Below are 20,607 nucleotides of genomic sequence, written 5' to 3'. Positions count from 1 at the left end.
TCACACCGTCCTGATCCGGGGGTTCACGAGTACATAGAGCATGTCGACCACGATGTTGATGACGACGAAGGCGAGCGCCACGGTCAGGGTCACGCCCTGCACCAGGTTCGGCTCGTTGTTGGTCACTCCGTTGAGGATCAGCTGGCCCATCCCCGGAAGCGCGAAGATCACCTCGATGACGACGGCACCACCGATCAGGTAGCCCACCCGCAGGCCCAGCACGGTGATGGGCGTGATCAGTGCGTTGCGGAGCACGTTGCGCCCCACGACCACGCCGCGAGGCAGCCCGGCGCCGATGGCGGTCCGTACGTAGTCCTTGTCGAGCTCCTCCACGACCGAGGTGCGGACCACGCGGGTCAGCGCCCCGATCACCGGGACGGCCAAGGAGATCGCCGGTAGCGCCATGCGTTGGAGGTAGCCGACCGGATCGGTGGAGAACGCCGGCAGGGGGCCACCGGCCGGCAGCACACCCAGGGCCAGGGTCACGGCCTGGATCAGCAGCACCGCCAACCAGAAGGACGGTGTCGCCAGTGCGGCGATCGACACGACCCGCACCACCTTGTCGAGCCAGCGGTCACGGTAGAGCGCGGCCAGCACGCCAAGGGCGAGGGCGAACACGACGGCGATGATCAGGCCGATGAACGTCAGCTGGAGGGTCACCGGCAGGGCGCCCGAGACGGCATCGGAGACGGAGGTGCGGCGGGGGCTGAAGGTGCCCAGATCACCGCGGACCATCCCGCCGAGGAAGGAGAGATAGCGGACGAACAGGGGCCGGTCGAGCCCGAACTCGGCTCGGTAGGCCTCCCGCGCCTCGAGCGAGGCGCCCTCACCGAGGGCCAGGATCGCCGGGTCGACCTTCGAGAAGGACATCACGACGAACACCAGCAGCGTGATCCCGATGATCATGACCGGGAGCTGAAGAATGCGCCGGCCGATCAACCGAAGGAGCGCGCTCACGATGCGACTCCCTCGTGGGTACAGGTGGTCATGGCAGGGTCTCCATCGGGTGGGCAGGACACGGGTCCCGGGGGTGGGGCACCGCACCCGAGGGCACGGCGCCCCACCGGGATCACTTCGCGACGCCGACGTCCAGGAAGGACAGTCCGGTCACGGGGATGGGCTTGAAGCCGACGAGGGCCTGGGAGTCCCACGCCGTGGGGAGCTGACGGTGCAGCAGCGGGTAGAGCGGAACCTCGTCGGAGATCAGGTCGAAAGCCTGGTCCCAAAGCTGCTGCTGCGCGTCCCCGGTGGCCCGCACGGCCTGGTCGAGCAGGCCCTGCAGCTCGATGAACTTCGGGTCGCTCGACCACCGGTAGCGGCTCTGCGACCATACGTTGTCGCCGTACCACCAGCGCATCAGCAGGTCGGGGTCGTTACCGAACACCGACGGGTCACCCGGGGCGACCATGACCTGCATGTCACCGGCGTCGACCTTGGTGTACTGACCCCCCGACTGGCCGATGTCCAGCGTCGTGCTGACGCCGATCGCGTCGAGGTTCTGCTTGATCAGCGGTGCGATGTCCTTGACCCAGCCGGTGTCGGTGGTCAGGAGCGTGATCGACAAGTCGGACACGCCGGCGTCCGCAAGAAGCTGCTTGGACTTCTCGGGGTCGTAGGTGTAGACGGTCGACGCCTCGTTGTAGTTCGGATGGTCAGCCGGCAGGAAGCTGGTCGCCGCCGCGCCGTAGCCGAAGAGACCGGTGTTGATGATCGTGTCCATGTCGAGCGCGTAGAGGAGCGCCTGGCGCACGCGCACGTCGTCGAAGGGCGCCTTCTGGGTGTTGAACATCATGAACAGTGTGCCGAAGGACTGCACGGACTCGACGTCGGCGACCGACTCCAGGGTCGCGATGTCCAGGTAGGGAACGCTCTCGATGGCCTGGACCGTGCCCGAGGACATTGCGGTCACGCGGGCCGCGGAGTCGGAGAGCAGGTTCCACACCATGCCGGCGGCCAGCGCCGGGCGCTGACCCGTGTAGCCGTCAAATCGCTCGAAGACGATCTTGTCGTCCGGCGTCGCCGAGACCATGGTGTACGGACCGGTACCGACCGGCAGCGCGTTGAACGCGTCGTAGCTGGACTCCACGAGGGACTTCTCGACGATCTTGACCACCGAGAGCCGCTCGGAAACGAGGCTGAACGGGTACTTCAGGGCGATGGACACCGTCTTGTCGTCCACTGCTGTGACCGTGTCGACGAAGTCGATGAAGCCTGCGTACAACGACTCGTTTTCGGGGTTGAGCACACGGTCGAAGCTGTAGACGACGTCATCGGTCGTGACCGGATTGCCGTCCTGGAAGACGGCGCCGTCGCGCAGCGTCACCTCGTAGTGGGTCTCGTCGACCATGGTGGGCAGATCGGCGCCGAGAGCGGTATAGACCTCGCGGCTGGCCGGGTCGATCTCGGTCAGGCCTTCGAAGACGTGCCAGTTCGCGGCGACGGTCACCGCGCCGGTCGTGATCATCGGGTCGAATCCCCCGCTGAGGCTGTAGGAGATCCCAGCCTTGATGGTCGCCGTCGGGTCGATCTCCCCGGCCACAGTGGAGGTCTCGGGTGCGCTGGACGCCTCGTCCGACGTCCCTCCCGAGCACGCAGCCAGTCCGAACGCCATTGCCAGCGCCGTTGCCATCGCCGCCCGTCGCCTACGCGGCGAGGGGGAACGGGTCAGTGTCGTCTTCATTGATCCTCCTGAACAGATGACGTCAGATGTCTGATGTCGGTAGGCTCACATTAAGCCGAGACAGCGAAGGGGTCAAGATGTCCAGAGAAGGTAGCCACATCCACGAGTCGCCCGCAGTCGTCTGCGCTGCCGACCGCATCGACCGCGCGCGGAGCCCGCGGTGAGGGCCTCGGTCGGCTACCGCACGGGAGGCCGCATCGGTCTCGCGCTGGTGGGCATCGGTGCGTTCGCCCGTGAGCACGTGCTCGCTCTACGGCAGATCCCCGGCGCCGAGGTGCGCTGGATCGTCGGGCACGATGCCGCGCGCACCAATGAGCTCGCTGCCCTGGTCCCCGGCGCACGCGCCACGAACGAGATCGCCGACGCGCTGGCGGATCCCGCGGTCCGCGCGGTGGACGTCGCCACCGCCACCCCGACGCACGCGCCGCTCGCCATCGCCGCCGGGCACGCGGGTCGCCACGTGCACGTCGAGAAGCCCGCGGCGCTGACCCTGGGCGACTTCGACGCCGTCGTCGCCGCCACCGAAGGGCGCGGGCTCACGCTCATGGTCGGACAGACCGTGCGGTTTCAGCCCGCGGTGCGGGCGCTCGCCGAGGCGGTGCACCGCGGCGACATCGGCACGCCCCGGCTGCTGCACATCACCTGGTACACCGGCCACGCATGGCCCGGCGGGTGGCGCGGCTGGCAGCTCGACCCGGAACTGTCCGGCGGCCACCCAGTCCACAACGGCACCCACATCCTGGACGCCGCGATCTGGCTGCTCGGCTCCGCACCCGTAGAACTCGTCGCACGAGGCTTCCGCACCTTCTCCCCCGCCATGGAATCGCCCGACTCGTTCCACATCCAGCTGCGCACGGCCAACGACTCGTTAGCAACCCTGGAACTCTGCTACGCCCTGCGGCGGCGCGGGGACCTGCTACGGCGCATCATGATCGCCGGCACCGACGGGACCCTCATGCACACCACGGAAGGGGAGCCCACGCTGCACTCGGACGCGGCCAACGCACCACCCACCTCGGTCGACGGCGCGCTCCAACAGCAACTCGAACACTGGCTGGCACTCATCCGCGGGGAGGTCGCCCCGATCGTCACCACCTCCCAGGCCCGCGCGGCGCTGGCCGCTGCGCTCGCCGCACAGCAGTCGCTCGTCTCGGGCAAACGGGTGACGGTGGCCGAGGTGCCCAGCCATTCCGAGGGCTCCACCCAACCCCAAGCACACACATCGTCTCCTTCCACCCAGCGAGAGGCCCGATCATGAAACGACTGAAGGTCGCCTTCCTCTCCGGCGTTCGGCACGCAACCGACTACCTCCACCTGCTCGGCTCCGACAACCGGATCGAGGTCGTCGCGGTCGCCGAAGAGGCCACCGCCCCAGCATGGATGCGGGCCGACTCCCGCCGTGCAGCGGAAAGAGCCGGTGTGCCTTACACCGAGGCCCTCAACGAGCTGCTCGCCACCGGAAGCGTCGACCTGTTGGTCGTGTGCTCCGAACCCACGCGCCACGCCCGGCTGGCCACGCTCGCCCTTCGAAGTGGCCACCACGTCCTGATCGACAAACCCGCGACGACCACCCACGACGACGCGTTCGCCCTCGAACGACTCAGCGTCGAGTGCGGCCTGGTTTGCGCCGTCGTCAACCGGACGCACGCCCCCGCCCTACGGCGCCTACGCGGCTGGGTCGACGCCGGGCATCTCGGACTCCCCCGCCACCTCGACCTGGAGTTCCTCGCCTCCGGCGCCCACTTCGCGACCTCGGTCGAGCGACCCGAGCTCGTCACCGACCTGACCCTGGCAGGGGGCGGCGAGATGCTCAACTTCCTCGGGTACTGCACCGACGCCGTCTACGTCCTGACGGGGCTCGAGACACGGCAGGTCAGTGCGATGAGCGACGCGCTGTTCTCCCCCTCCCACCAGGCCGCCCGAGTCGAGGACACCGCGGTGGTGACCCTGGAGTTAGAACGCGGCGTGACCGTGACCATCACCATCGGTCGCGTCTCCTACGCACCGGGCAGCTCACCGACCACGTCCTCCGTGCGCATCCTCGGATCCCACGGTCACGCCGAAGTCGAGGACGAACGGCCAGCGGTGTCCCACTTCGGCCCAGCCGGCTGCACGTTGCGCACCCAGGACGCCGGGCAGGTCGCGGTCCGTGCCTACCTGCGCCACGTCGTCGCAGCGGTCCTGGCAGGCGAGTCACCCGACTACACCATCACCGACGCACGCCGCACACTCACCGTTATCGACGCCGCATACCGCTCCGTACGCACCGGCCAGGTCGTGACGCTCCACGGGGCCTGATTTCGCACGCCTGATCGTCGATGTCTCGGCAGCCTCACCGTCGAGGGTCACATCCACCCAACCGCGTCGTCGCGACGCACTTCCACATCACCCCCCGCCTCGTCGACACCCGACCCGACCGAACAGCCCCCACGCACTGCCCCACACACCACATGTAGAGCGCCCGGGGCATTCGTGGTCAAGGTCGTCGGGCGGTTCGTCGTCGAGAACCACGATCTGGCGGAGTGCACGGCACACGGCATCGCGTCCCCCGCCGCCTGCCGCCGCGCCGGACTGCGGCACGCCCGGGCGAGCGTCTTCGGGTCGCCGGCCTACCTCCGCCGACCACGGCGTCGCACGACCAGGTAGGCGAAGGCGCCAACGACAACAGCGCCCGCAGACGCGATCCCGAAGGAGAGCCCGCCACCGCAGGGCACCACGTACCCGAGCATCGAGTAGCACTCCGGCGGAAGTGTGTCGACCCCCGAAGCAGGATGCAGCAGCAGAAGGGCCAGAATCGCGACGGCTACGGCGCCGAGGACTCCCGGCACCCATGCCCCCCGACGTCCTGCTGTGCCCCGACTCGGATCCACCATCAGATGCCTCCCCATCGCCAGCCACGCCGGTGCCTCGTCGGTCGCGGTGGGTGGCGGCACGAACTGACGACGGCCCGGTCAGGAAGATCCGACACCCAGGTCCCGTGCCCGGGCGACAGCCTCGGCGCGGCTGGCGACCCCGAGCTTGCTGAAGATGCCCGAGACGTTGTTGCGCACCGTCTTCACCGACAGGAACAGCGCCATCGCGATCTGTTCGTTGGACCGACCACGGCTGACGAGCTCCAGTATCTCTTGCTCCCGACGGCTCAGCTCGGGGAACGCCGAGGACGGCGCCCGCAGCCCGGACCGCAGGCCGTCAGCGACCCTGACGGAGACCACCAGATCACCATGCGCCACCGAGAGCAGGGCTCGCTCCACCTCCTCGTGGCCGGCGCCCTTGAGGACGTAGCCGCGGGCACCGGCTCGCAGCGCAGCGAGCAAGGTGGCGTCGTCCTCGACCATGGTCAGCACCAGTACCCGGACGCTCGGATCCTGGGAGGTGATCGCGCGGGTGGCCTCGACACCGCTGATCCCCGGGAGGTGCAGATCCATGACCACGACGTCCGGATGCAGCGCGGCGGCGACGACGACGGCGTCCTCGCCGGTGGGGGCCTCGCCGATCACCTCGTGGCCGAGCTCGGTGAGCAGCAGGCGCATGCCGTCCAGGAACACCGGGTGGTCGTCGCACAGCAGCACTCTCATCTGAGCCCCCCGGTGCGTCGAGGCAGGTGTGCTGCCACGCGGGTGCCTCCTGGCCCGGACCGCACCTCGATGGTCCCACCCAGCTCGGCTGCCCGCTCTCGCATGCTCGTGAGGCCGAAACCGGGGGCACCGACGAAGCCGGTGCCGTCATCGACCACATCCACCCGGAGTCCGGACGGGTCGCAGGTGAGTTCCACCCGGACCTCGCGGGGCGAGCCGTGCCGCACGGCGTTGGTGATCGCTTCTGCACAGATCCGGTACGCCGCCAGCTCGGCAGCCGCGGACAGCCCGGCCAGTTCCCCCGCGGCGACGGTGACCACGACCTGGTCGGCGACCGTGAAGCTGGCTGCGAGCTCGGTGAGGGCACCGGTCAGGCCGAGGTCATCGACTGCCGCGGGCTCCAGATCGTCGATGACACCCCGCAGCGCCTGCACGGTCTCCGCACCGATGGCGCGAGCCCGGGCCAGCAGCTCGGTGTCCTTGCCGTCGGGGGGCCCGCGCAGGGACAGCACATCGAGATGCAGCGTCAGGGCAGCGAGCAGTGGTCCGACGCCGTCATGCAGCTCCCGGCGGACGCGGCGCCGCTCCTCCTCGCGCGCCACCACGGCCCGTTCGCGTGACAGCCGGATCTCGTCGAGGGTGAGCTGGGCTGCGACGGCCGCAGCCAGTGGGGCCACCAGACGGTCCAGCAGGTCCAGGTCCCGTCCGACAAACGGCTCGCGCGGCCCCCGCTGGGCAACCGTCAGCTGCCCACATGCCTGATCCAGGTGCCGCAGCTCCACCGAGTACGACGCACCGGGGGACGCGGGTTCACGCCCGGCGGACGCCATCGGGCCGGCGGGCCCGGTGATCTGAGCCCAGGGCGATCGCAACGCCACCCGCAACCGCTCGACGCCGTTCCCGAGGGCCGTGAGCGGGTCGGCGGCGATCACCAGTGCCCGGCCCACGTCGGTCACGGCCTGCAGCGGGGTATCACGCTCGCCGTACAGGCGTCGAGCGACTAGGCGTTGGAGCCAGGCCCGGGCGGGCTGGAAGGCCAGGGCGACCACACCGGTGGCGAGCACCGACTCGGCGAGCCCAGCATGGCGGTGGAGCAGGGCCGCGGCGGCCTCGACGACGAGCACGTAGCCACCGACGACCAGCACGGTCAGGCCGGCGAGCACCACGGCCCGACGGACGAAGATCTCGAGCCCGTACATCCGATGTCGCAGGACCACCAGGACCACGGTGATCGGGATCAACGGCATCGCGAGCAACTGGATGAGGGGGCCCCAGGTGTCGAGGAGGCCGGCTACGGTCAGCGCGCCCAATGCCACGATCACCGCCACCGTCACCGGCACGAGTCGGGACCGCGCCTCTTCGCCGGCCGCGCGCAGCCTGGTGATGAGGACGGTGACAGCGGCGAGCGCTGTGAGAGCGGTCAGCAGCATGCCGGTGAGGTAGCCGACGTCGCTGAACGGCAGCGCGATCGGGTTCTCGATGCTCCGATCGACGGTGAGCTCGATGGTGGGGGCGGTGGCCAGGCCCAGGGTCATGAGCGCGACGGCAGCGACCGCGACCCGCCCCAGTCCCCGCTGGAAGCGGGTCGTCGCCCCGTCGGGGAACCACAGGGGTACGAGGGTCACGGGGAGGAACGTGCTCGCCGTCCAGGACCAGCCGGCGAGCCAGGCCGCCCACACCGTGGCGGCCCGCGGCTCGGGTCCGGGCATCAAGGCGACCGCCCCGGCGGCCAGGCTCAGCGCGCCGCTCGCGGCGATCAGCAGGAACAGCCGACCGAACCGCCTGCCACGAGGCCGCGGTGCAAGAAGGGCACCGGCGACCAGCCAGACGACAGCCACCGCCGCGTCCTCGTAGACGTGTCCCTGCAACCCGGCTGCCGGGTCGGTGGTCACGGTGCGCAGCAGTGCGACCGACACCAGCGTGAAGCACACCCCCGCCACCGACCACGGTAGGAGAGGCCGGTGGCGCAGGCTCGGGTCGAGGGCGTTCATCTCACGGCCACCCTGCTCCTCTCGCCCGTCCGGGCGCCAGTGTTCGTCAGGAACCCGAGCGGACGCAGCCCGAGGACCAGCAGTGCCACGGTCACCGGCAGCTGGGTCAGTGCCACGATCGGGCCGAGGCCGGCGAGTGCTCCGGCGAGGATGGTGCCCACGATCAGCAGCACGGGCAGCCAGACCGGGACACGACGTGAGCGCAGCAGCCCGACCGCCATCACGATGGCACCGAGAGCGAACACCGGGATCGACCAGAACCCGAGCGGCAGCGTGATCAGGCTCCCTCCGTCCAGCTCGCCCATCACCTGCTCCCCGACGGCGCGATCGATTCCTGGGGCGGTGGTGATCTGTGTCGTGTAGGCCTCGACCACCTGGCTGAGTGCATTGAAGAACGTCGCTACGCCGAAGGCCACGGCACCGCCCACGAGCAGACGGCGTCCGCGACCCTCCGGGACGTTGCGGCAGTAGACGACCGCCGCGGGGGCGAGCAGGAACGCCCCGGCGGCGGTCAGCAGCTGGGCGATCACCGACTGGTTCGTGTGGGCCAGCATCACGGTGTACGCGCCGTGCAGGGTCTCGGGCATGACCGGCAGGAGCGCCTGGCCGGCGAGGAACAGCAGCGGAGCCGCAATCACCATCGTGACGACTGCGGGATGGTGTCCGGAATGTTGGGAGTGGGTCTGACGGTCGATGGTGGTCATCTCGGAGCCTCTCTGGGAGTGGGGTTCCGATGCTCGTCGCCCGATGTCCCGCCCGGCAGGGGCACCGGTCCCGATCTCCCGGGACCGTTCCGGTCTTGGACACGGGTACGGCGATGTATGGCGCAGCGGGTCAGTGCACGCGAGCCACGACGCGGACGTCGGCGTCGTGGCTCTTGCCGGCGAGCCTGGAGTCGCACGTGTACAACGGGGCCTCGATGGCTTCGGCCAGGGCCAGGTAGCACGCGTCGTAGCTCGTGTACTGGTGGCGCAAGTCCCAGATGCGATCAGCGAAGGGTTCGACCTCGTGGCGCGTGATGGCGAACGCGAAGTGGTTTCGCCTGGCCTGCTCCGCCGAGATCGGGTCGAGCTTGCCCGCGAGGGTGAGCCCGCGGAGCACCGACATCACCTCCACATCGAGCAGGTGCGGAGCGTCCAGCTCACCGGCCAGCACGTCGAGGAACGCGGGGTCGACATCCCGAGCGACCAGCGCCTCGACCATCGCCGAGGCGTCGATCACGATCACCGGCGACCGGCCTGGAGCTCCTGGAGGATCTCCTCGGAGGTCGGGCCGACGGAGAGGTCGCGTTCGCGGAGTCGGGCGACGAGCTGCGCGTTGGTGGGCCGGGTGGCGAACCTCGTGAGCTCGGCGCCGACGTAGGCGGACAGGGACTTGCCCTCGGCCGCGGCGCGCGCCTTGAGCGTCTCTGCGACCTGGTCGGAGACGTCGCGGATGTAGAGCGTCGACATGACCTCATGCTAGCGAATTGCAAGCAAGATCGGCAGGGCTGGGGGACGCCGTCGACGACGGACGGAACCCAGCAGGCGCGCGGATCGCGCATGAGCGCGCGAAGGTGCGGACCGCCCACCGCCGGCGGCAGCGCCCTGGTCCCTTCTCTTCGGCTCTCTTCCCTCGGCTCTCTTCGGCGGGGGGGGCTCACACTCGAACGTGTTGCCGGTGTCGGCGTGACGCTGCACGCTGGAGCCCTCGTCCGGGCGGAGGGCTCCATGGGCAAGCTGATCTACGCGGCCAACATCTCGCTCGACGGCTTCCTCGAGGACGAGACCGGTTCGTTCGACTGGTCCGTGCCTGACGAGGACGTGCACGCGTTCTGGAACGAGCACGAGCGGCACATCGGCACGTCGCTCTATGGGCGACGCATGTACGAGACGATGCGTGTCTGGGAGAGCGACGCCTGGTTGACGAACGAGCCCGCGGTGGTCCGTGAGTACGCCGAGATCTGGCGTGACACCGACAAGGTCGTCTACTCCTCCTCACTCACCGACGTCTCGACCGCGCGCACGAGGATCGAGCGGCAGTTCGAGCCGGAGGCGGTGCGACGGCTCAAGGAGACCTCCGGCTCGGACCTGAGCATCGGGGGCGCGGGGATCGCGGCGGAGGCCTTCCGGCACGGTCTGGTCGACGAGTGCGTGCTGCTCCTGTGCCCGGTCCTCGTGGGCGGCGGCAAGCCGGCGCTGCCTCGGGGCGTGCGACTCGACCTCGAGCTGCTAGACCACCGACGATTCGAGAACGGCGTGATCCACGTCCGCCACGCTGTGCGAAACCCCGCCTGACACCTGCGACGCCGGACAGCGGCCATGACCGGGCGAGCGTAGCCGCCCTCAACGCGGCAGATCCGGGCGAGCGTAGCCGTCCTCAGTGCGGCGCTGAGCGGGCGCCTCGAGGGCGCGGCACGTCGCCAGGGCGGGTCCCCCGAGTGCTGACGTGATGCGGCACATGCCGACCTGGAAGTGGTCTGACCGGTGGGTCCGCCGCCCGCAACGTCACGGCGGCGGACGCCCTGGTGGGGCTGGGTCAGGTCACCGGGGCGATCGAGCCCAGCACGGCACCGCCGTCGACGGCGAGCTCGGCGCCCGTCATGAACGACGACTCCTCGCCGGCAGCCCCCCGCCACCGTGTCGGTGATCTACCGGCACGTCTCCGCCGTGTTCAAGGCCGCCGTACTGGACCGGCGCATCGCATCATCCCCATGTACCGGAGTGCGCTTCCCCAAGCCCCGCAGGGCGAAGGTGGAGCCGATCAGCACCGAGACCGTCCGAACCATCACCTCCGCGCTCCCGAAGCGGTACCGGGCGCTGGCGACGCTCGCGGCCGGTACGGGGCTGCGCCAGGGCGAGGCGTTCGGCCTCACCGTGGATCGGGTGGACTTCCTGCGGCGGCGCGTGACGATCGACCGCCAGCTGACAACCGTCACGGGCCGCGCGCCCGAGTTCGGCCCGCCCAAGACCGCCTCGAGCGTGCGGACGGTTCCCCTGCCCACGGTCGTCGTCGATGCACTGGCCGTGCACCTCGCGGCCTTCGGCACCGGACCGGACGGGCTGTTGTTCACCAACGAGCTGGGTGACCGTTGCGCCGGTCCGCCTTCGGGACCACCTGGCGAGCGGTCGTCACGGCAGCCGGAACTCCCGGAGTCACCTTCCACTCGCTGCGGCACTACTCCGCGAGCCTGCTGATAGTTCGCAGAGTTGCAGCAGATGCAACATCGGGAGGCACCCGACGGATTGTGTGACCCGTGTGCCTGCTGCGCTTGGCGTTTATCCGGTGGTCGTCTGGATAGGTCTGGTTGTCTTCGACGCGCCGTCTGACGTGCGGTGACGTGGGCTTGTCATGTCTGGTGTCACAATGAGGCATCCGGTTTAGTTGCCTTGGATGTCTCGATGAGGCGTGTGATGCCGGCGGGAACGGGGGCCGGGATGGAGCAACCGGGTGTGACGGCGCTGGCGCTGGTGGCGGCTGCGACGCCGCTGCGGGTGGAGTCGGTGTTGTTCGAGGAGATGCTTATCGGGTGGCGTCGTCAGCAGCTCAGTCGTCGGCTCGGCGGGTCGTTGATCGATGGGCGTGAGCGGACGGTGCGCCGCTTCCAGGTGTTCTGCGAAGCTTGGCCGTGGAACTGGCGGGCCGAGGACCTCGAGCGCTGGGTTGCCGGCAGCAGTTGGGCGCATTCGACGGTGCGCAACTATCAGGGTGCGGTGGCGGCGTTCTGCGCCTATGCGATCGATCCGCGCTACGGCTGGGTGGCCGAGTGTGAGCAGCGGGTCGGTGCCCGTCCGACTCAGGTCTGCCACGAGGACAACACCGCGGTCCATGTCGCGGACTATGAGGGTCGTCCGGAACGCAGGCCGCTGTCGCGGGTGGAGTGCCAGGCGCTGTTCGACGCCGCCGATGACCGGGCCCAGCGGCTGGCTGGCTCGGGCCGCAAGGGGTGGCTGACGGCGTTTCGGGACGCCACGCTGTTGAAGGTGACTTACGGCTGGGGGTTACGTTGCCGGGAGGTGGCGATGTTGGACTTGACCGACTTCACCGCCAACCCCGCAGCGGCCCAGCTCGGCGGGTTCGGGGTGTGTCACGTCCGGTTCGGTAAGGCGATGCGCGGCTCTGCGCCACGTCGGCGGGCGGTGGCTAGCGTGATGCCGTGGGCGGTCGAGGCGCTTGAGGAGTACTTGGCCGAGGTACGGCCACGCTTTGAGGGCGTCGACCCGGCCGCGCTTTGGCCAACCGAACGAGGGGGGCGGATCTCGACTCGCTCGGTCGATGACCGGTTCGCGCTCTACCGGGCGGCGGCCGGGCTGCCAGTTGAGTTATCGGTCCACTGCCTGCGGCATTCCTACGTGTCACACCTGATTGAGGACGGCGTTGACCCGTTGTTCGTGCAGCAGCAGGTGGGGCACTCGTGGGCCTCGACGACCGCGATCTACACCACGGTCGGTGCGGACGCGAAGAACCAGATGCTGCGCTCGGCGTTAGCCCGGGCGTTCCAGACCGACACCGTGGGAGGGTGAGATGACACGGCAGGTGGGCTACCACTGGCACCTTCGGCGGCTGATGGCCGAGCGCGGGATGTTCGCCACCACAGACCTGATCCCGCTGCTGGCCGAGCGCGGGGTGAGCCTGTCCCGGGAGCAGGTCTACCGGCTGGTGGTCCGGGTCCCCCAGCGGCTGAATCTGGCGGCGTTGGCGGCGTTGTGTGACATCTTGGACTGCTCGCCCGCCGACTTGGTCGAGCCCTATGCAGGGGACCCCCTTGCCGCGAAGGGCACCTCGGCCGGCTCGGCACCGCCGGCCCGGCCACGACGGGCACGGGTCGTCCCGGCACCATCGGAGTAGATGGTTGATGTCGGTGACCGGTGAGCAGAGACACCAGCAGGTCCTGGCCGCCGTGCTGGCCACTGACCCGACCCTGACCACGGCCCAGGCTGAAACCGCGTTGGCGACGGTGGCGGGGCACCCGGCGGCGTTGCGCAGCCTGGCCCAAGCGTTGGCCGCTGACCCGGCCGCGTTGGCAATCGGAGCGCCACCGGTGGTCGGCCGGCTGGTCGAAGCGCTGCGGGCTCACGGCGCTTCGTCGCTGCCGGCGCCAAGTTGCGTGGTCTGTGCACGGACCGGCCACCAGTTGACCCGTTCGAGCGCCGGCGGGGTGTGCTCGCGGTGCCGACGCCGCCAGCTCGCCGAAGAATGCGCCCGCTGCGGTGTGGTCAAACCAGTCGCCGGCCGAGACAGTGAGCGCCGGCCGGTATGTGCTCGCTGCGCGGACCGCCCCAGGCGCGAGTGCGGGCGGTGCGGACGGACCCGTCGGATCGCCCGCCGCGCCCACGGCGACGAGCCCGACATCTGCACCGGCTGTTTCCAGCAACCCCAGGCTCTGTGCTCGGGCTGCGGGCGTCGCCGGCCGTGCAGTTTCGCCAGCACCGACACCCCGATCTGCACCAGTTGCGCGCCGCGCCGCACCGCCGCCTGCGCCCACTGCGGCCAGGACAAGCCACCTGTGGCGAACTGGGCCGAGGGGCCGGTCTGCGGCCCCTGCTACACCGCGGCGCTGCGCCACCGCGGCACCTGCAGCGGTTGCCATACCTCACGCCGACTGGTCAGCCCACCCGGACCCGACGCAAGCACCTGCGCCGACTGCGCCGGGCTGGCGACAACCCACGTCTGCGCCGACTGCGGCCGCGAGGACAAACTCTACGAACGCGGCCGATGCGAACGCTGTTCGCTGGTTCGGCGCACCGGTGAACTGCTCCGTGCCGGCGGCGAGCAGGTCCCCGACGCGCTGGTCGCGGTCGGCGACGCGATCGCGGCGACCAGCATCCCGCGGACCGCACTGAACTGGCTACGACGCGGTGCCGGCGCCGCAGTCCTGGCCGACCTCGCCGCCGGAACCACAGCCATCAGCCACGCCGCGCTCGACGCCCACCCCCGCCGGCGCGGCGCCGACTACCTGCGGCACGTGCTCGTCATGGCCGACGTGCTCCCAGCCCGCGACGAACCCCTGGCCCGCATCGAGGCCTGGGTCGCCGACGTGCTCGCCGACGTCCAGGACGGCGAACATCGCCGGCTGCTGCAGGCCTACGCCACCTGGCAGGTCCTGCGCCGACTACGCCGACGGGCGGCGCACAACACCACCGGCCAGAGCCCGACCAGCTACCCCCGCACCCAGCTGCTCGTCGCCATCCGCTTCCTGGCCTGGCTCCATCCACGTGGCGTCCCGCTGGCCCAGTGCAGCCAAGGCGACGTCGACAGCTGGCTCGCCGAGTGGCCTGCCGGATACCCAGTTCGAGACTTCCTGGGCTGGGCCGCCGAACACCACCACTGCCTTCCGATGCTCGTACCTGCCGTGCCACGGACCACCGGAACCAGCATCGATGCCGACGAACGCTGGATGCTCATCGCTCGCCTCCTGCACGACGACACCATCGACCTCGCCGACCGGGTCGCCGGCGCCCTCCTGCTCTGCTACGGCCAGCAACTGTCCCGGATCGTGGTCATGAGGACCGAACAAGTACACCGTCACCCCGACAGCGTCTCGCTGCGCTTCGGAATCCACGACATCACCGTCCCAGAGCCACTATCGGGCCTGCTCACCGACCTGATCGACGTCGGTCGCCGTAGCCACCGCGGTGTCGGGGCACCCGCCACCAGCCCGTGGCTGTTCCCAGGGCCCCTACCAGGACGACCCATCACCGCATCACGCCTGGGCGAACGCCTGCGACTACTCGGCATCCGAGCCCTGCCCGCACGACGCGCCACACTGCTTCAACTCGCCTCCGAGGTCCCCGCAGCCGTACTGGCCGAACTCCTAAACCTCACCCCAGGAACCGCAACCCGATGGACTCGAGATGCCGGAGGCGACTGGTCCCGCTACGCCGCCGAACTAGCCCGGAACGCGATCACCAACCATGACGAATAACCAGGACAACAGGTACGCCACGGAGGCTATTCAACCGGATCCGAACACTGCCGGTTACCAGTATCGACGCCGGCGCGTCCGCACCCGACGTGCAGGCGGTGCTCGGGCACTCCAGCCTCCAGGTCACCGAGCGCTACTCCCGCGCCCGCGAGGGCGTCGCCCGGCGCGCGGGTGCGGTGTTCGACCGCGTCACCACCGGCGGATATGGCACAGATATGGCACACCGTCGCACGGGGCCGGGTCTGTGAGCGCCGCGGGTACCTCAGTGACGAGGCGCCGAGGCGGCGTCCCACGCCACGGACAGGGCGTCTGACCAGGACAAACGGCTGGCGGAACGACGAAGGCCCCGCACTCACGTGCGGGGCCTTCTGCGGTGGCTCCGACCGGTGTCGATCCGGTGACCTTTCGATTTTCAGTCGAACGCTCTACCAACTGAGCTACAGAGCCCTGACACGGACGCCCAGTCCTGGTGGGACTGGGCGTCCGTACCGGCGACCCCGACGGGACTTGAACCCGCGACCTCCGCCGTGACAGGGCGGCGCGCTAACCAGCTGCGCTACGGGGCCTCGTGTATGAGGCATGGAGCCTGGTACTGCTGATCCTACTGGTGGTGCGTACCCCCAACGGGATTCGAACCCGTGCTACCGCCGTGAAAGGGCGGGGTCCTAGGCCGCTAGACGATGGGGGCCCGTTCTTGCTGTGGACAACCCGTGACGCCGGAGCGCCCCAAGACCTCGGACAGCATACGGGGAAGGACGGACCGAGAGCAAAGCCGGTTCCTGTGGTCCCGCTCACGTGACCGGCACGGCAGGATGGGGCCCGTGGTGGAGATGACGGAAGAGGCGTTCGAAGGTGCTGTCGCGGACGCCCTGGACCTCCTGCCGGACGAGCTGACGGCGCAGATGGACAACGTCGTGATCCTGGTCGAGGACGAACCGAGCGCGGAGCAGCTCGAGGGCAACGACGGCGAGGAGCTGCTGGGCATCTACGAGGGCACGCCCCTGACCGAGCGGGACTCGTGGTGGGCGGCCGGCTCGCTGCCGGACCGCATCACGATCTTCCGGGGTCCCACGCTGCGGATGTGCGAGGACGTCGGGGAGGTCGCCGAGGAGGTCGCGGTCACCGTGCTCCACGAGGTGGCGCACCACTTCGGCATCGACGACCAGCGGCTGCACGAGCTCGGCTGGGCGTAGCCCGGGCAGCGCACCGCCCGCGAGCGGGGCCGAGCGGACCGGGCCCGGCGCGTCCCGACCGGGGCCGAGCGGATCAGGGGCCGCCGTCCGCGATCTCCCCCGCCGGAGTATCCGCCCCGGCAGACATCACCGTGCCCGTGGCGACGTGGACCATCGGCCCGTCGTCCGCCGGCCCCGCGCCGCGCGCGACGGCGCCGTCGAACGTGGGCAGCTCGATCCCGCTCCCGTCGTCCACGGGGGCACGCACCATGGTCGCCGTCGCCCAGCCGCGCGCCAGGAGGTAGTGGTCGGTCCCGGGTTCCTCCTCCGCCTCGACGCCGGAGTACGTGAGCTGGACGTAGCCGGTGCCGACCTCCTTCACGCGGGCCTGCACCGCACCGAAGCTGGCCAGCCGCGCCGACCGCAGGCCGCGCAGCCGGTCGGGTGCGACGTCGGGGACGTTGAGGTTCAGGACGCGGTCGTGGACGGGCTGCCTCACCAGCCAGTCCAGGCCGTGTGCGGACACCTGGCCGGCCGTCGCCCAGTGCTGCGGGTCGGATGCGGCGATGGAGACGGCCATCGCGCGGATCCCGTGCGCGCTCGCGGACAGGGCCGCGCCGACCGTGCCCGAGTGGAGCGTCGCACGCCCGGTGTTCGCGCCGAGGTTGATGCCGCTCAGCACGACGTCGGGTTTGGGCCCGAAGGCGCCGAAGGCGGCCACGAAGGTGATCAGGGCGGGGGCCGCCTTGACCCCGAACGCCTCGACGCCGTCGGGCAGGCCGGGGGGACGCTCGTCCACCAGCACGAGGTGGCCGTCCTCCTCCTGCGACGTCAGCGCCGCGCTCGCCCCGGAGTACTGCCGGTGCGGTGCGGCGACCACGACCTCGTGCCCCGCGTCCAGGGCCGCCCGGGCGAGCACCGTCAGGCCAGGTGAGGCGATGCCGTCATCGTTCGTCACAAGTACCCGCACCCGTGACCATCTCCCTCGAACGTCGGTTGCGCACCCACATTCTCGCTCAGCGGTCGCGGATCGTGAACCGTCGCGCGGTCGCTCAGTGGTCGCGGATCGTGAACCGTCGCGCGGTCGCTCAGTGGTCGCGGATCGTGAACCGTCGCGCGAAACGCTCGATCTGGTCCCGCCGGCCGGTCCCGAGCCCCCGCCGGGTGACGTTGAGCGCGCCGGCGGCGGCGCCGAGGCGGACGGCGTCGGTGATGTCGAGACCCCGGCCCAGGCCCACGGCGATCCCGGCGGTCATCGAGTCCCCGGCGCCACGGTGGTCCTGGGGTGTCATGACCGGCCCCTCGACGCTGCGCACGGCACCCTCGGTCACGAGGAGCGCGGGTTCCTGCGCGCGGGAGACGACCACGGACTCCACCCCCCGCTCGACCAGCCGCCGCGCGGCGGTGATGAGCGACTCCACCTCGGCGTCGGGGGCCAGACCGGCCGCGAGGATCTCCTCGTGGCTCATCTTCAGCACGGTCGGGCCCCCGGCGGCCGCGGCGAGCGCGGCATCGCCGGAGAGGTCGGCGACGACGGGGCGGCCCGCCGAGCGCAGGTCCCGCACGATGCGCCCGAAGTAGCTGCTCGGGACGACGTCGGCCGGCTCGGCCCCCGTGACGACGAGGACGTCCGCCTCCAGGGCGTCCACCAGCACCGTGCCGTACAGGTCGTCCAGCTCGTGTCGGTTCAGCGCGAACGGCGGCATGTGCCCGAGCGTCTTGCGGTCCTCCCCGCGCAGGTCGTACACGTAGGCGCCGTTGCCGCCGCCGTATGTGACGGCGTGGATCACGAGTTTGTCGGTCGTGAGCATCTGGGCGACGAGCGGGCCGATCTCACCGCCGAACGGGCCGCACACCGTGACGTCCCCACCCAGCGACACGGCCATCCGCGCCACCCACAGGCCCTGGCCACCCGGGTGCAGGTGGACGTCCGCCTGCTCGTTCGAGCGACCGGGGACGCTGTGCGGGTCGGTGATCTCGACGACGAGCAGGGGGCCCGGTGCCAGCACGCAGACGCGCGGCCGGACGGGTGTGCCGCCGGAGATGACGTGGGCCGGATCCGGTGGGCCGCCGTGCGGTGTGCCGGTGCCATCGGAAGGTGCGCTCCTGGCGCCGGCGGGTTCTCCCGTGCCGCCGGAAGGTGCCCCCGGGGCGCCGGCGGGTTCCCTCGCGGTGCCTGCGGGTCCCCTCGCCCCGCCCGGCGTGGCGGTGGTCACGCTGCGTCCGGTCTGTGCCTCATGAGCGGGAGCGTAGGGGTGCGGACCTCGGCACGCGAGAGGGGGGCGGGGGGCCCGGCCCGGCCCCGGTAACCGCCCGTCTCCCGCTAGGCAGGAGGCGCCCCGAGGGGCACCATATGGAGATGACCCAGTCCTCGCCGCACACCGAATTGCCGCCGGTGCGCATCCTCGGCGGGCAGGCCGCGAGCGAACGTGCCGCCAGGGCGCTCGGTGCCTACTTCGCCGAGCTGGCCGACCGGTTCGAGGGCGGCTTCGACCCGGCCCTGACCGGCGGGGCGGACCCGGCCGAGGTCACCCCGCCCCACGGGGACTTCATCCTGCTCACCGAGCTGGGCAGCGGTGCGGTCCTGGGCTGCGGCGGGGTCAAGGTGCGGGAACCGGGCGAGGTGGAGATCCGCCGGATGTGGCTCGCCCCGGACGCCCGGGGTCGGGGTCTGGGGCGCTTCCTGCTGCGCACCCTGGAGAACCGGGCCCGGGCCCTCGGCGGCCGCCGGGTGGTGCTGAGCGCCAACGAGTCCCTCGTGGAGGCGCTCGCCCTGTACCGCTCCGCCGGTTACGAGCCGACGAAGCCGTTCGGGGACAACCCCTACGCGCAGGTGTTCCTCGTCAAGACGCTCTGACGGACCGCCCCCGCACGCGGGTGGGCGGGGCGCGACGGGTCGCCGCGCTCGCGGGGTGCGCCGTAGTCCGGGGCGCGTCCCAGCGGACGCCCACCCGGCGCCCGTAGCCTGGACGCATGACGACAACGACGCTCGAGGCCACCGTCGACGTGACCTTCGATATCCTCCAGGTCGCCCTGTGGGTCGGGCTCGGCGCCCTCGCCGGGCTGGTCGCGAGCTACGTCGTCACCGCGCTGGTGCGCGGGCTGAACCGGCGCCATCCCGACGCCGGGATGATCGTTCGCCGCGGCCGTCGCCCGTTCCAGCTCTCGCTCGTGGTCACGGGGGGCATGGTCGCGTTCACGCTCGCCACGCAGGTGCCCACCGGCATCCGGGCGCCCGGGTGGCGCGATCCCACCCTGCACGCCCTGCTGATCGTGCTCATCGTCGCCCTCACCTGGTTCCTCACCGCGATGGTGCGCGTGGTCGAGGACACCGCCCTGGCACGGGTGAACCGCGACGTCGTCACCACCCGCAGCCGCCGTGTCCAGACCCAGGCCCAGGTGCTGCGACGCGTCGGGGTCGCGATCGTCTGGACCGTGGGCATCGCCGCCGCGCTGCTGACGTTCCCCGGCGCGCGGGCGGCCGGCGCCAGCCTCCTGGCCTCGGCCGGCATCATCTCCGTCGTCGCCGGCCTGGCGGCGCAGACGACGCTCAGCAACGTCTTCGCCGGGATCCAGCTCGCCTTCACGGACGCGATCCGCGTCGACGACGTCGTCATCGTCCAGGGCGAGTTCGGCTACATCGAGGAGATCACGTTGACGTACGTGGTGGTCCGGCTCTGGGACGACCGTCGCATGATCATGCCGTCCACCTACTTCACCACGACGCCGTTCGAGAACTGGACCCGCCAGGCCCCGGCACTGCTCGGCACCTTCGAGATCGACGCCGACTGGCGTGTGCCCATACCGGCGATGCGCGCCGAGCTCGCCCGGCTGCTCAAGCTCACGGACCTGTGGGACGGACGCACCGGCCTCCTCCAGGTGTACGACGCCGTCGGCGGCTTCATCCGCCTGCGGGTGCTCGTCTCGGGCAAGGACGCCGGCACCCTGACGGACCTGAAGTACTTCCTGCGCGAGCACCTCGTGGACTGGCTCCAGACGGTGGCGCCGTACGCGCTGCCGCGTACCCGGTACGAGCAGCAGGAGGTGGTGGAGCTGGCCGATCGCCGCACCGACCCGATGTACCAGGAGCTGCGTGAGGAGATCACCGAGCTGGCGGAGCTCGACGGCGACGGCGCCCAGCCCGAGGACACGCTCGTGGCCCCGCCGCTGCCGGAGGACCCGGATGCCCGCCGCGAACGTGAGGCCGCGGCCCGGCGGGCCCGCCGCCGTGCGGCCCGGGGGGACCGCCGCCGCTTCCGCGCCGGTGAGGAGCCCCGCCCCCGGG

Annotated in this window: 19 protein-coding genes and 3 tRNA genes; 10 read left to right on the top strand and 12 right to left on the bottom strand. The window is 70.6% G+C overall.

Going from position 1 to position 20,607, the window contains the following annotated elements; genetic code table 11:
* A complete protein-coding gene (locus ACYC1Z_RS01090) occupies positions 1-957 on the bottom strand; it encodes an ABC transporter permease (protein ID WP_461407709.1) in 957 nt (318 codons plus the stop codon).
* 112 nt (positions 958-1,069) lie between these two features.
* Positions 1,070-2,629, bottom strand: a complete 1,560-nt coding sequence (locus tag ACYC1Z_RS01085; protein WP_461407708.1) for an ABC transporter substrate-binding protein — start codon at positions 2,627-2,629, stop codon at positions 1,070-1,072.
* 211 nt (positions 2,630-2,840) lie between these two features.
* On the opposite strand from ACYC1Z_RS01085, the gene ACYC1Z_RS01080 reads away from it, so the two are divergent.
* Both ACYC1Z_RS01080 and ACYC1Z_RS01075 read left to right on the top strand, forming a co-directional pair.
* Positions 2,841-3,938 carry a Gfo/Idh/MocA family protein gene (locus ACYC1Z_RS01080; RefSeq protein WP_461407707.1) on the top strand — a complete coding sequence of 366 codons (1,098 nt, stop codon included), beginning with the start codon at positions 2,841-2,843 and terminating at the stop codon, positions 3,936-3,938.
* Positions 3,935-4,978 carry a Gfo/Idh/MocA family protein gene (locus ACYC1Z_RS01075; protein WP_461407706.1) on the top strand — a complete coding sequence of 348 codons (1,044 nt, stop codon included), beginning with the start codon at positions 3,935-3,937 and terminating at the stop codon, positions 4,976-4,978. The genes ACYC1Z_RS01080 and ACYC1Z_RS01075 overlap by 4 nt, the downstream gene beginning before the upstream one ends.
* A gap of 653 nt (positions 4,979-5,631) precedes the next feature.
* On the opposite strand, the gene ACYC1Z_RS01070 is transcribed toward ACYC1Z_RS01075, so the two are convergent.
* The 5 genes from ACYC1Z_RS01070 to ACYC1Z_RS01050 all read right to left on the bottom strand — a co-directional run bounded on the left by ACYC1Z_RS01070 (position 5,632) and on the right by ACYC1Z_RS01050 (position 9,697).
* Positions 5,632-6,255 (bottom strand): response regulator transcription factor, encoded by a 624-nt coding sequence (locus ACYC1Z_RS01070; RefSeq protein ID WP_461407705.1) that lies wholly within the window; start codon positions 6,253-6,255, stop codon positions 5,632-5,634.
* Positions 6,252-8,246, bottom strand: coding sequence for a sensor histidine kinase (locus ACYC1Z_RS01065; RefSeq protein WP_461407704.1), 1,995 nt, complete (start codon positions 8,244-8,246; stop codon positions 6,252-6,254). Before ACYC1Z_RS01065 ends, ACYC1Z_RS01070 begins: the two co-directional genes overlap by 4 nt.
* The gene (locus ACYC1Z_RS01060; protein WP_461407703.1) at positions 8,243-8,950 is read right to left on the bottom strand and encodes a hypothetical protein; all 708 of its coding nucleotides are present in this window, start codon (positions 8,948-8,950) and stop codon (positions 8,243-8,245) included. The genes ACYC1Z_RS01065 and ACYC1Z_RS01060 overlap by 4 nt, the downstream gene beginning before the upstream one ends.
* A gap of 130 nt (positions 8,951-9,080) precedes the next feature.
* Positions 9,081-9,473, bottom strand: a complete 393-nt coding sequence (locus tag ACYC1Z_RS01055; protein ID WP_461407702.1) for a type II toxin-antitoxin system VapC family toxin — start codon at positions 9,471-9,473, stop codon at positions 9,081-9,083.
* Positions 9,470-9,697: a FitA-like ribbon-helix-helix domain-containing protein gene (locus tag ACYC1Z_RS01050; protein ID WP_461407701.1), complete on the bottom strand. Its 228-nt coding sequence runs from the start codon at positions 9,695-9,697 to the stop codon at positions 9,470-9,472. The genes ACYC1Z_RS01055 and ACYC1Z_RS01050 overlap by 4 nt, the downstream gene beginning before the upstream one ends.
* Before the next feature lie 258 nt (positions 9,698-9,955).
* On the opposite strand from ACYC1Z_RS01050, the gene ACYC1Z_RS01045 reads away from it, so the two are divergent.
* The 5 genes from ACYC1Z_RS01045 to ACYC1Z_RS01025 all read left to right on the top strand — a co-directional run bounded on the left by ACYC1Z_RS01045 (position 9,956) and on the right by ACYC1Z_RS01025 (position 15,150).
* Positions 9,956-10,522, top strand: a complete 567-nt coding sequence (locus ACYC1Z_RS01045; protein ID WP_461407748.1) for a dihydrofolate reductase family protein — start codon at positions 9,956-9,958, stop codon at positions 10,520-10,522.
* Positions 10,523-10,870: 348 nt separating this feature from the next.
* Positions 10,871-11,422: a tyrosine-type recombinase/integrase gene (locus ACYC1Z_RS01040; RefSeq protein WP_461407700.1), complete on the top strand. Its 552-nt coding sequence runs from the start codon at positions 10,871-10,873 to the stop codon at positions 11,420-11,422.
* A gap of 216 nt (positions 11,423-11,638) precedes the next feature.
* Positions 11,639-12,748, top strand: coding sequence for a tyrosine-type recombinase/integrase (locus ACYC1Z_RS01035; protein ID WP_461407747.1), 1,110 nt, complete (start codon positions 11,639-11,641; stop codon positions 12,746-12,748).
* 1 nt (position 12,749) lies between these two features.
* Positions 12,750-13,073 (top strand): helix-turn-helix domain-containing protein, encoded by a 324-nt coding sequence (locus ACYC1Z_RS01030; RefSeq protein ID WP_461407699.1) that lies wholly within the window; start codon positions 12,750-12,752, stop codon positions 13,071-13,073.
* 658 nt (positions 13,074-13,731) lie between these two features.
* On the top strand, positions 13,732-15,150 hold the full coding sequence (locus ACYC1Z_RS01025) for a hypothetical protein (protein ID WP_461407698.1): 1,419 nt from the start codon (positions 13,732-13,734) through the stop codon (positions 15,148-15,150).
* Between the two features lie 374 nt (positions 15,151-15,524).
* On the opposite strand, the gene ACYC1Z_RS01020 is transcribed toward ACYC1Z_RS01025, so the two are convergent.
* From ACYC1Z_RS01020 to ACYC1Z_RS01010, 3 genes are all read right to left on the bottom strand, one after another.
* Positions 15,525-15,597 (bottom strand) — tRNA-Phe (locus tag ACYC1Z_RS01020).
* Between the two features lie 45 nt (positions 15,598-15,642).
* A tRNA-Asp gene (locus tag ACYC1Z_RS01015) sits at positions 15,643-15,716 on the bottom strand.
* Positions 15,717-15,765: 49 nt separating this feature from the next.
* A tRNA-Glu gene (locus tag ACYC1Z_RS01010) sits at positions 15,766-15,838 on the bottom strand.
* Between the two features lie 124 nt (positions 15,839-15,962).
* On the opposite strand from ACYC1Z_RS01010, the gene ACYC1Z_RS01005 reads away from it, so the two are divergent.
* Positions 15,963-16,343 carry a metallopeptidase family protein gene (locus ACYC1Z_RS01005; protein WP_461407697.1) on the top strand — a complete coding sequence of 127 codons (381 nt, stop codon included), beginning with the start codon at positions 15,963-15,965 and terminating at the stop codon, positions 16,341-16,343.
* Positions 16,344-16,416: 73 nt separating this feature from the next.
* Here ACYC1Z_RS01005 and surE read toward each other — a convergent pair whose 3' ends face one another.
* Complete coding sequence (gene surE, locus ACYC1Z_RS01000) at positions 16,417-17,292, bottom strand: 5'/3'-nucleotidase SurE (protein ID WP_461407696.1); 876 nt, start codon at positions 17,290-17,292, stop codon at positions 16,417-16,419.
* A gap of 118 nt (positions 17,293-17,410) precedes the next feature.
* Positions 17,411-18,331: a 1-phosphofructokinase family hexose kinase gene (locus ACYC1Z_RS00995; protein WP_461407695.1), complete on the bottom strand. Its 921-nt coding sequence runs from the start codon at positions 18,329-18,331 to the stop codon at positions 17,411-17,413.
* Positions 18,332-18,681: 350 nt separating this feature from the next.
* Between ACYC1Z_RS00995 and ACYC1Z_RS00990 the strand changes: the two genes are divergently transcribed.
* Entirely contained in the window at positions 18,682-19,179 is a 498-nt protein-coding gene (locus tag ACYC1Z_RS00990; protein ID WP_461407694.1) for a GNAT family N-acetyltransferase, read from the top strand.
* 116 nt (positions 19,180-19,295) lie between these two features.
* A partial coding sequence (locus tag ACYC1Z_RS00985; protein ID WP_461407693.1) for a mechanosensitive ion channel family protein occupies positions 19,296-20,607 on the top strand: 1,312 nt, incomplete at its 3' end.

Source organism: Georgenia sp. (assembly GCF_054605595.1).
The sequence above is the reverse complement of the archived record's forward strand: the minus strand, read 5'-3'. Positions and strand labels throughout refer to the sequence as shown.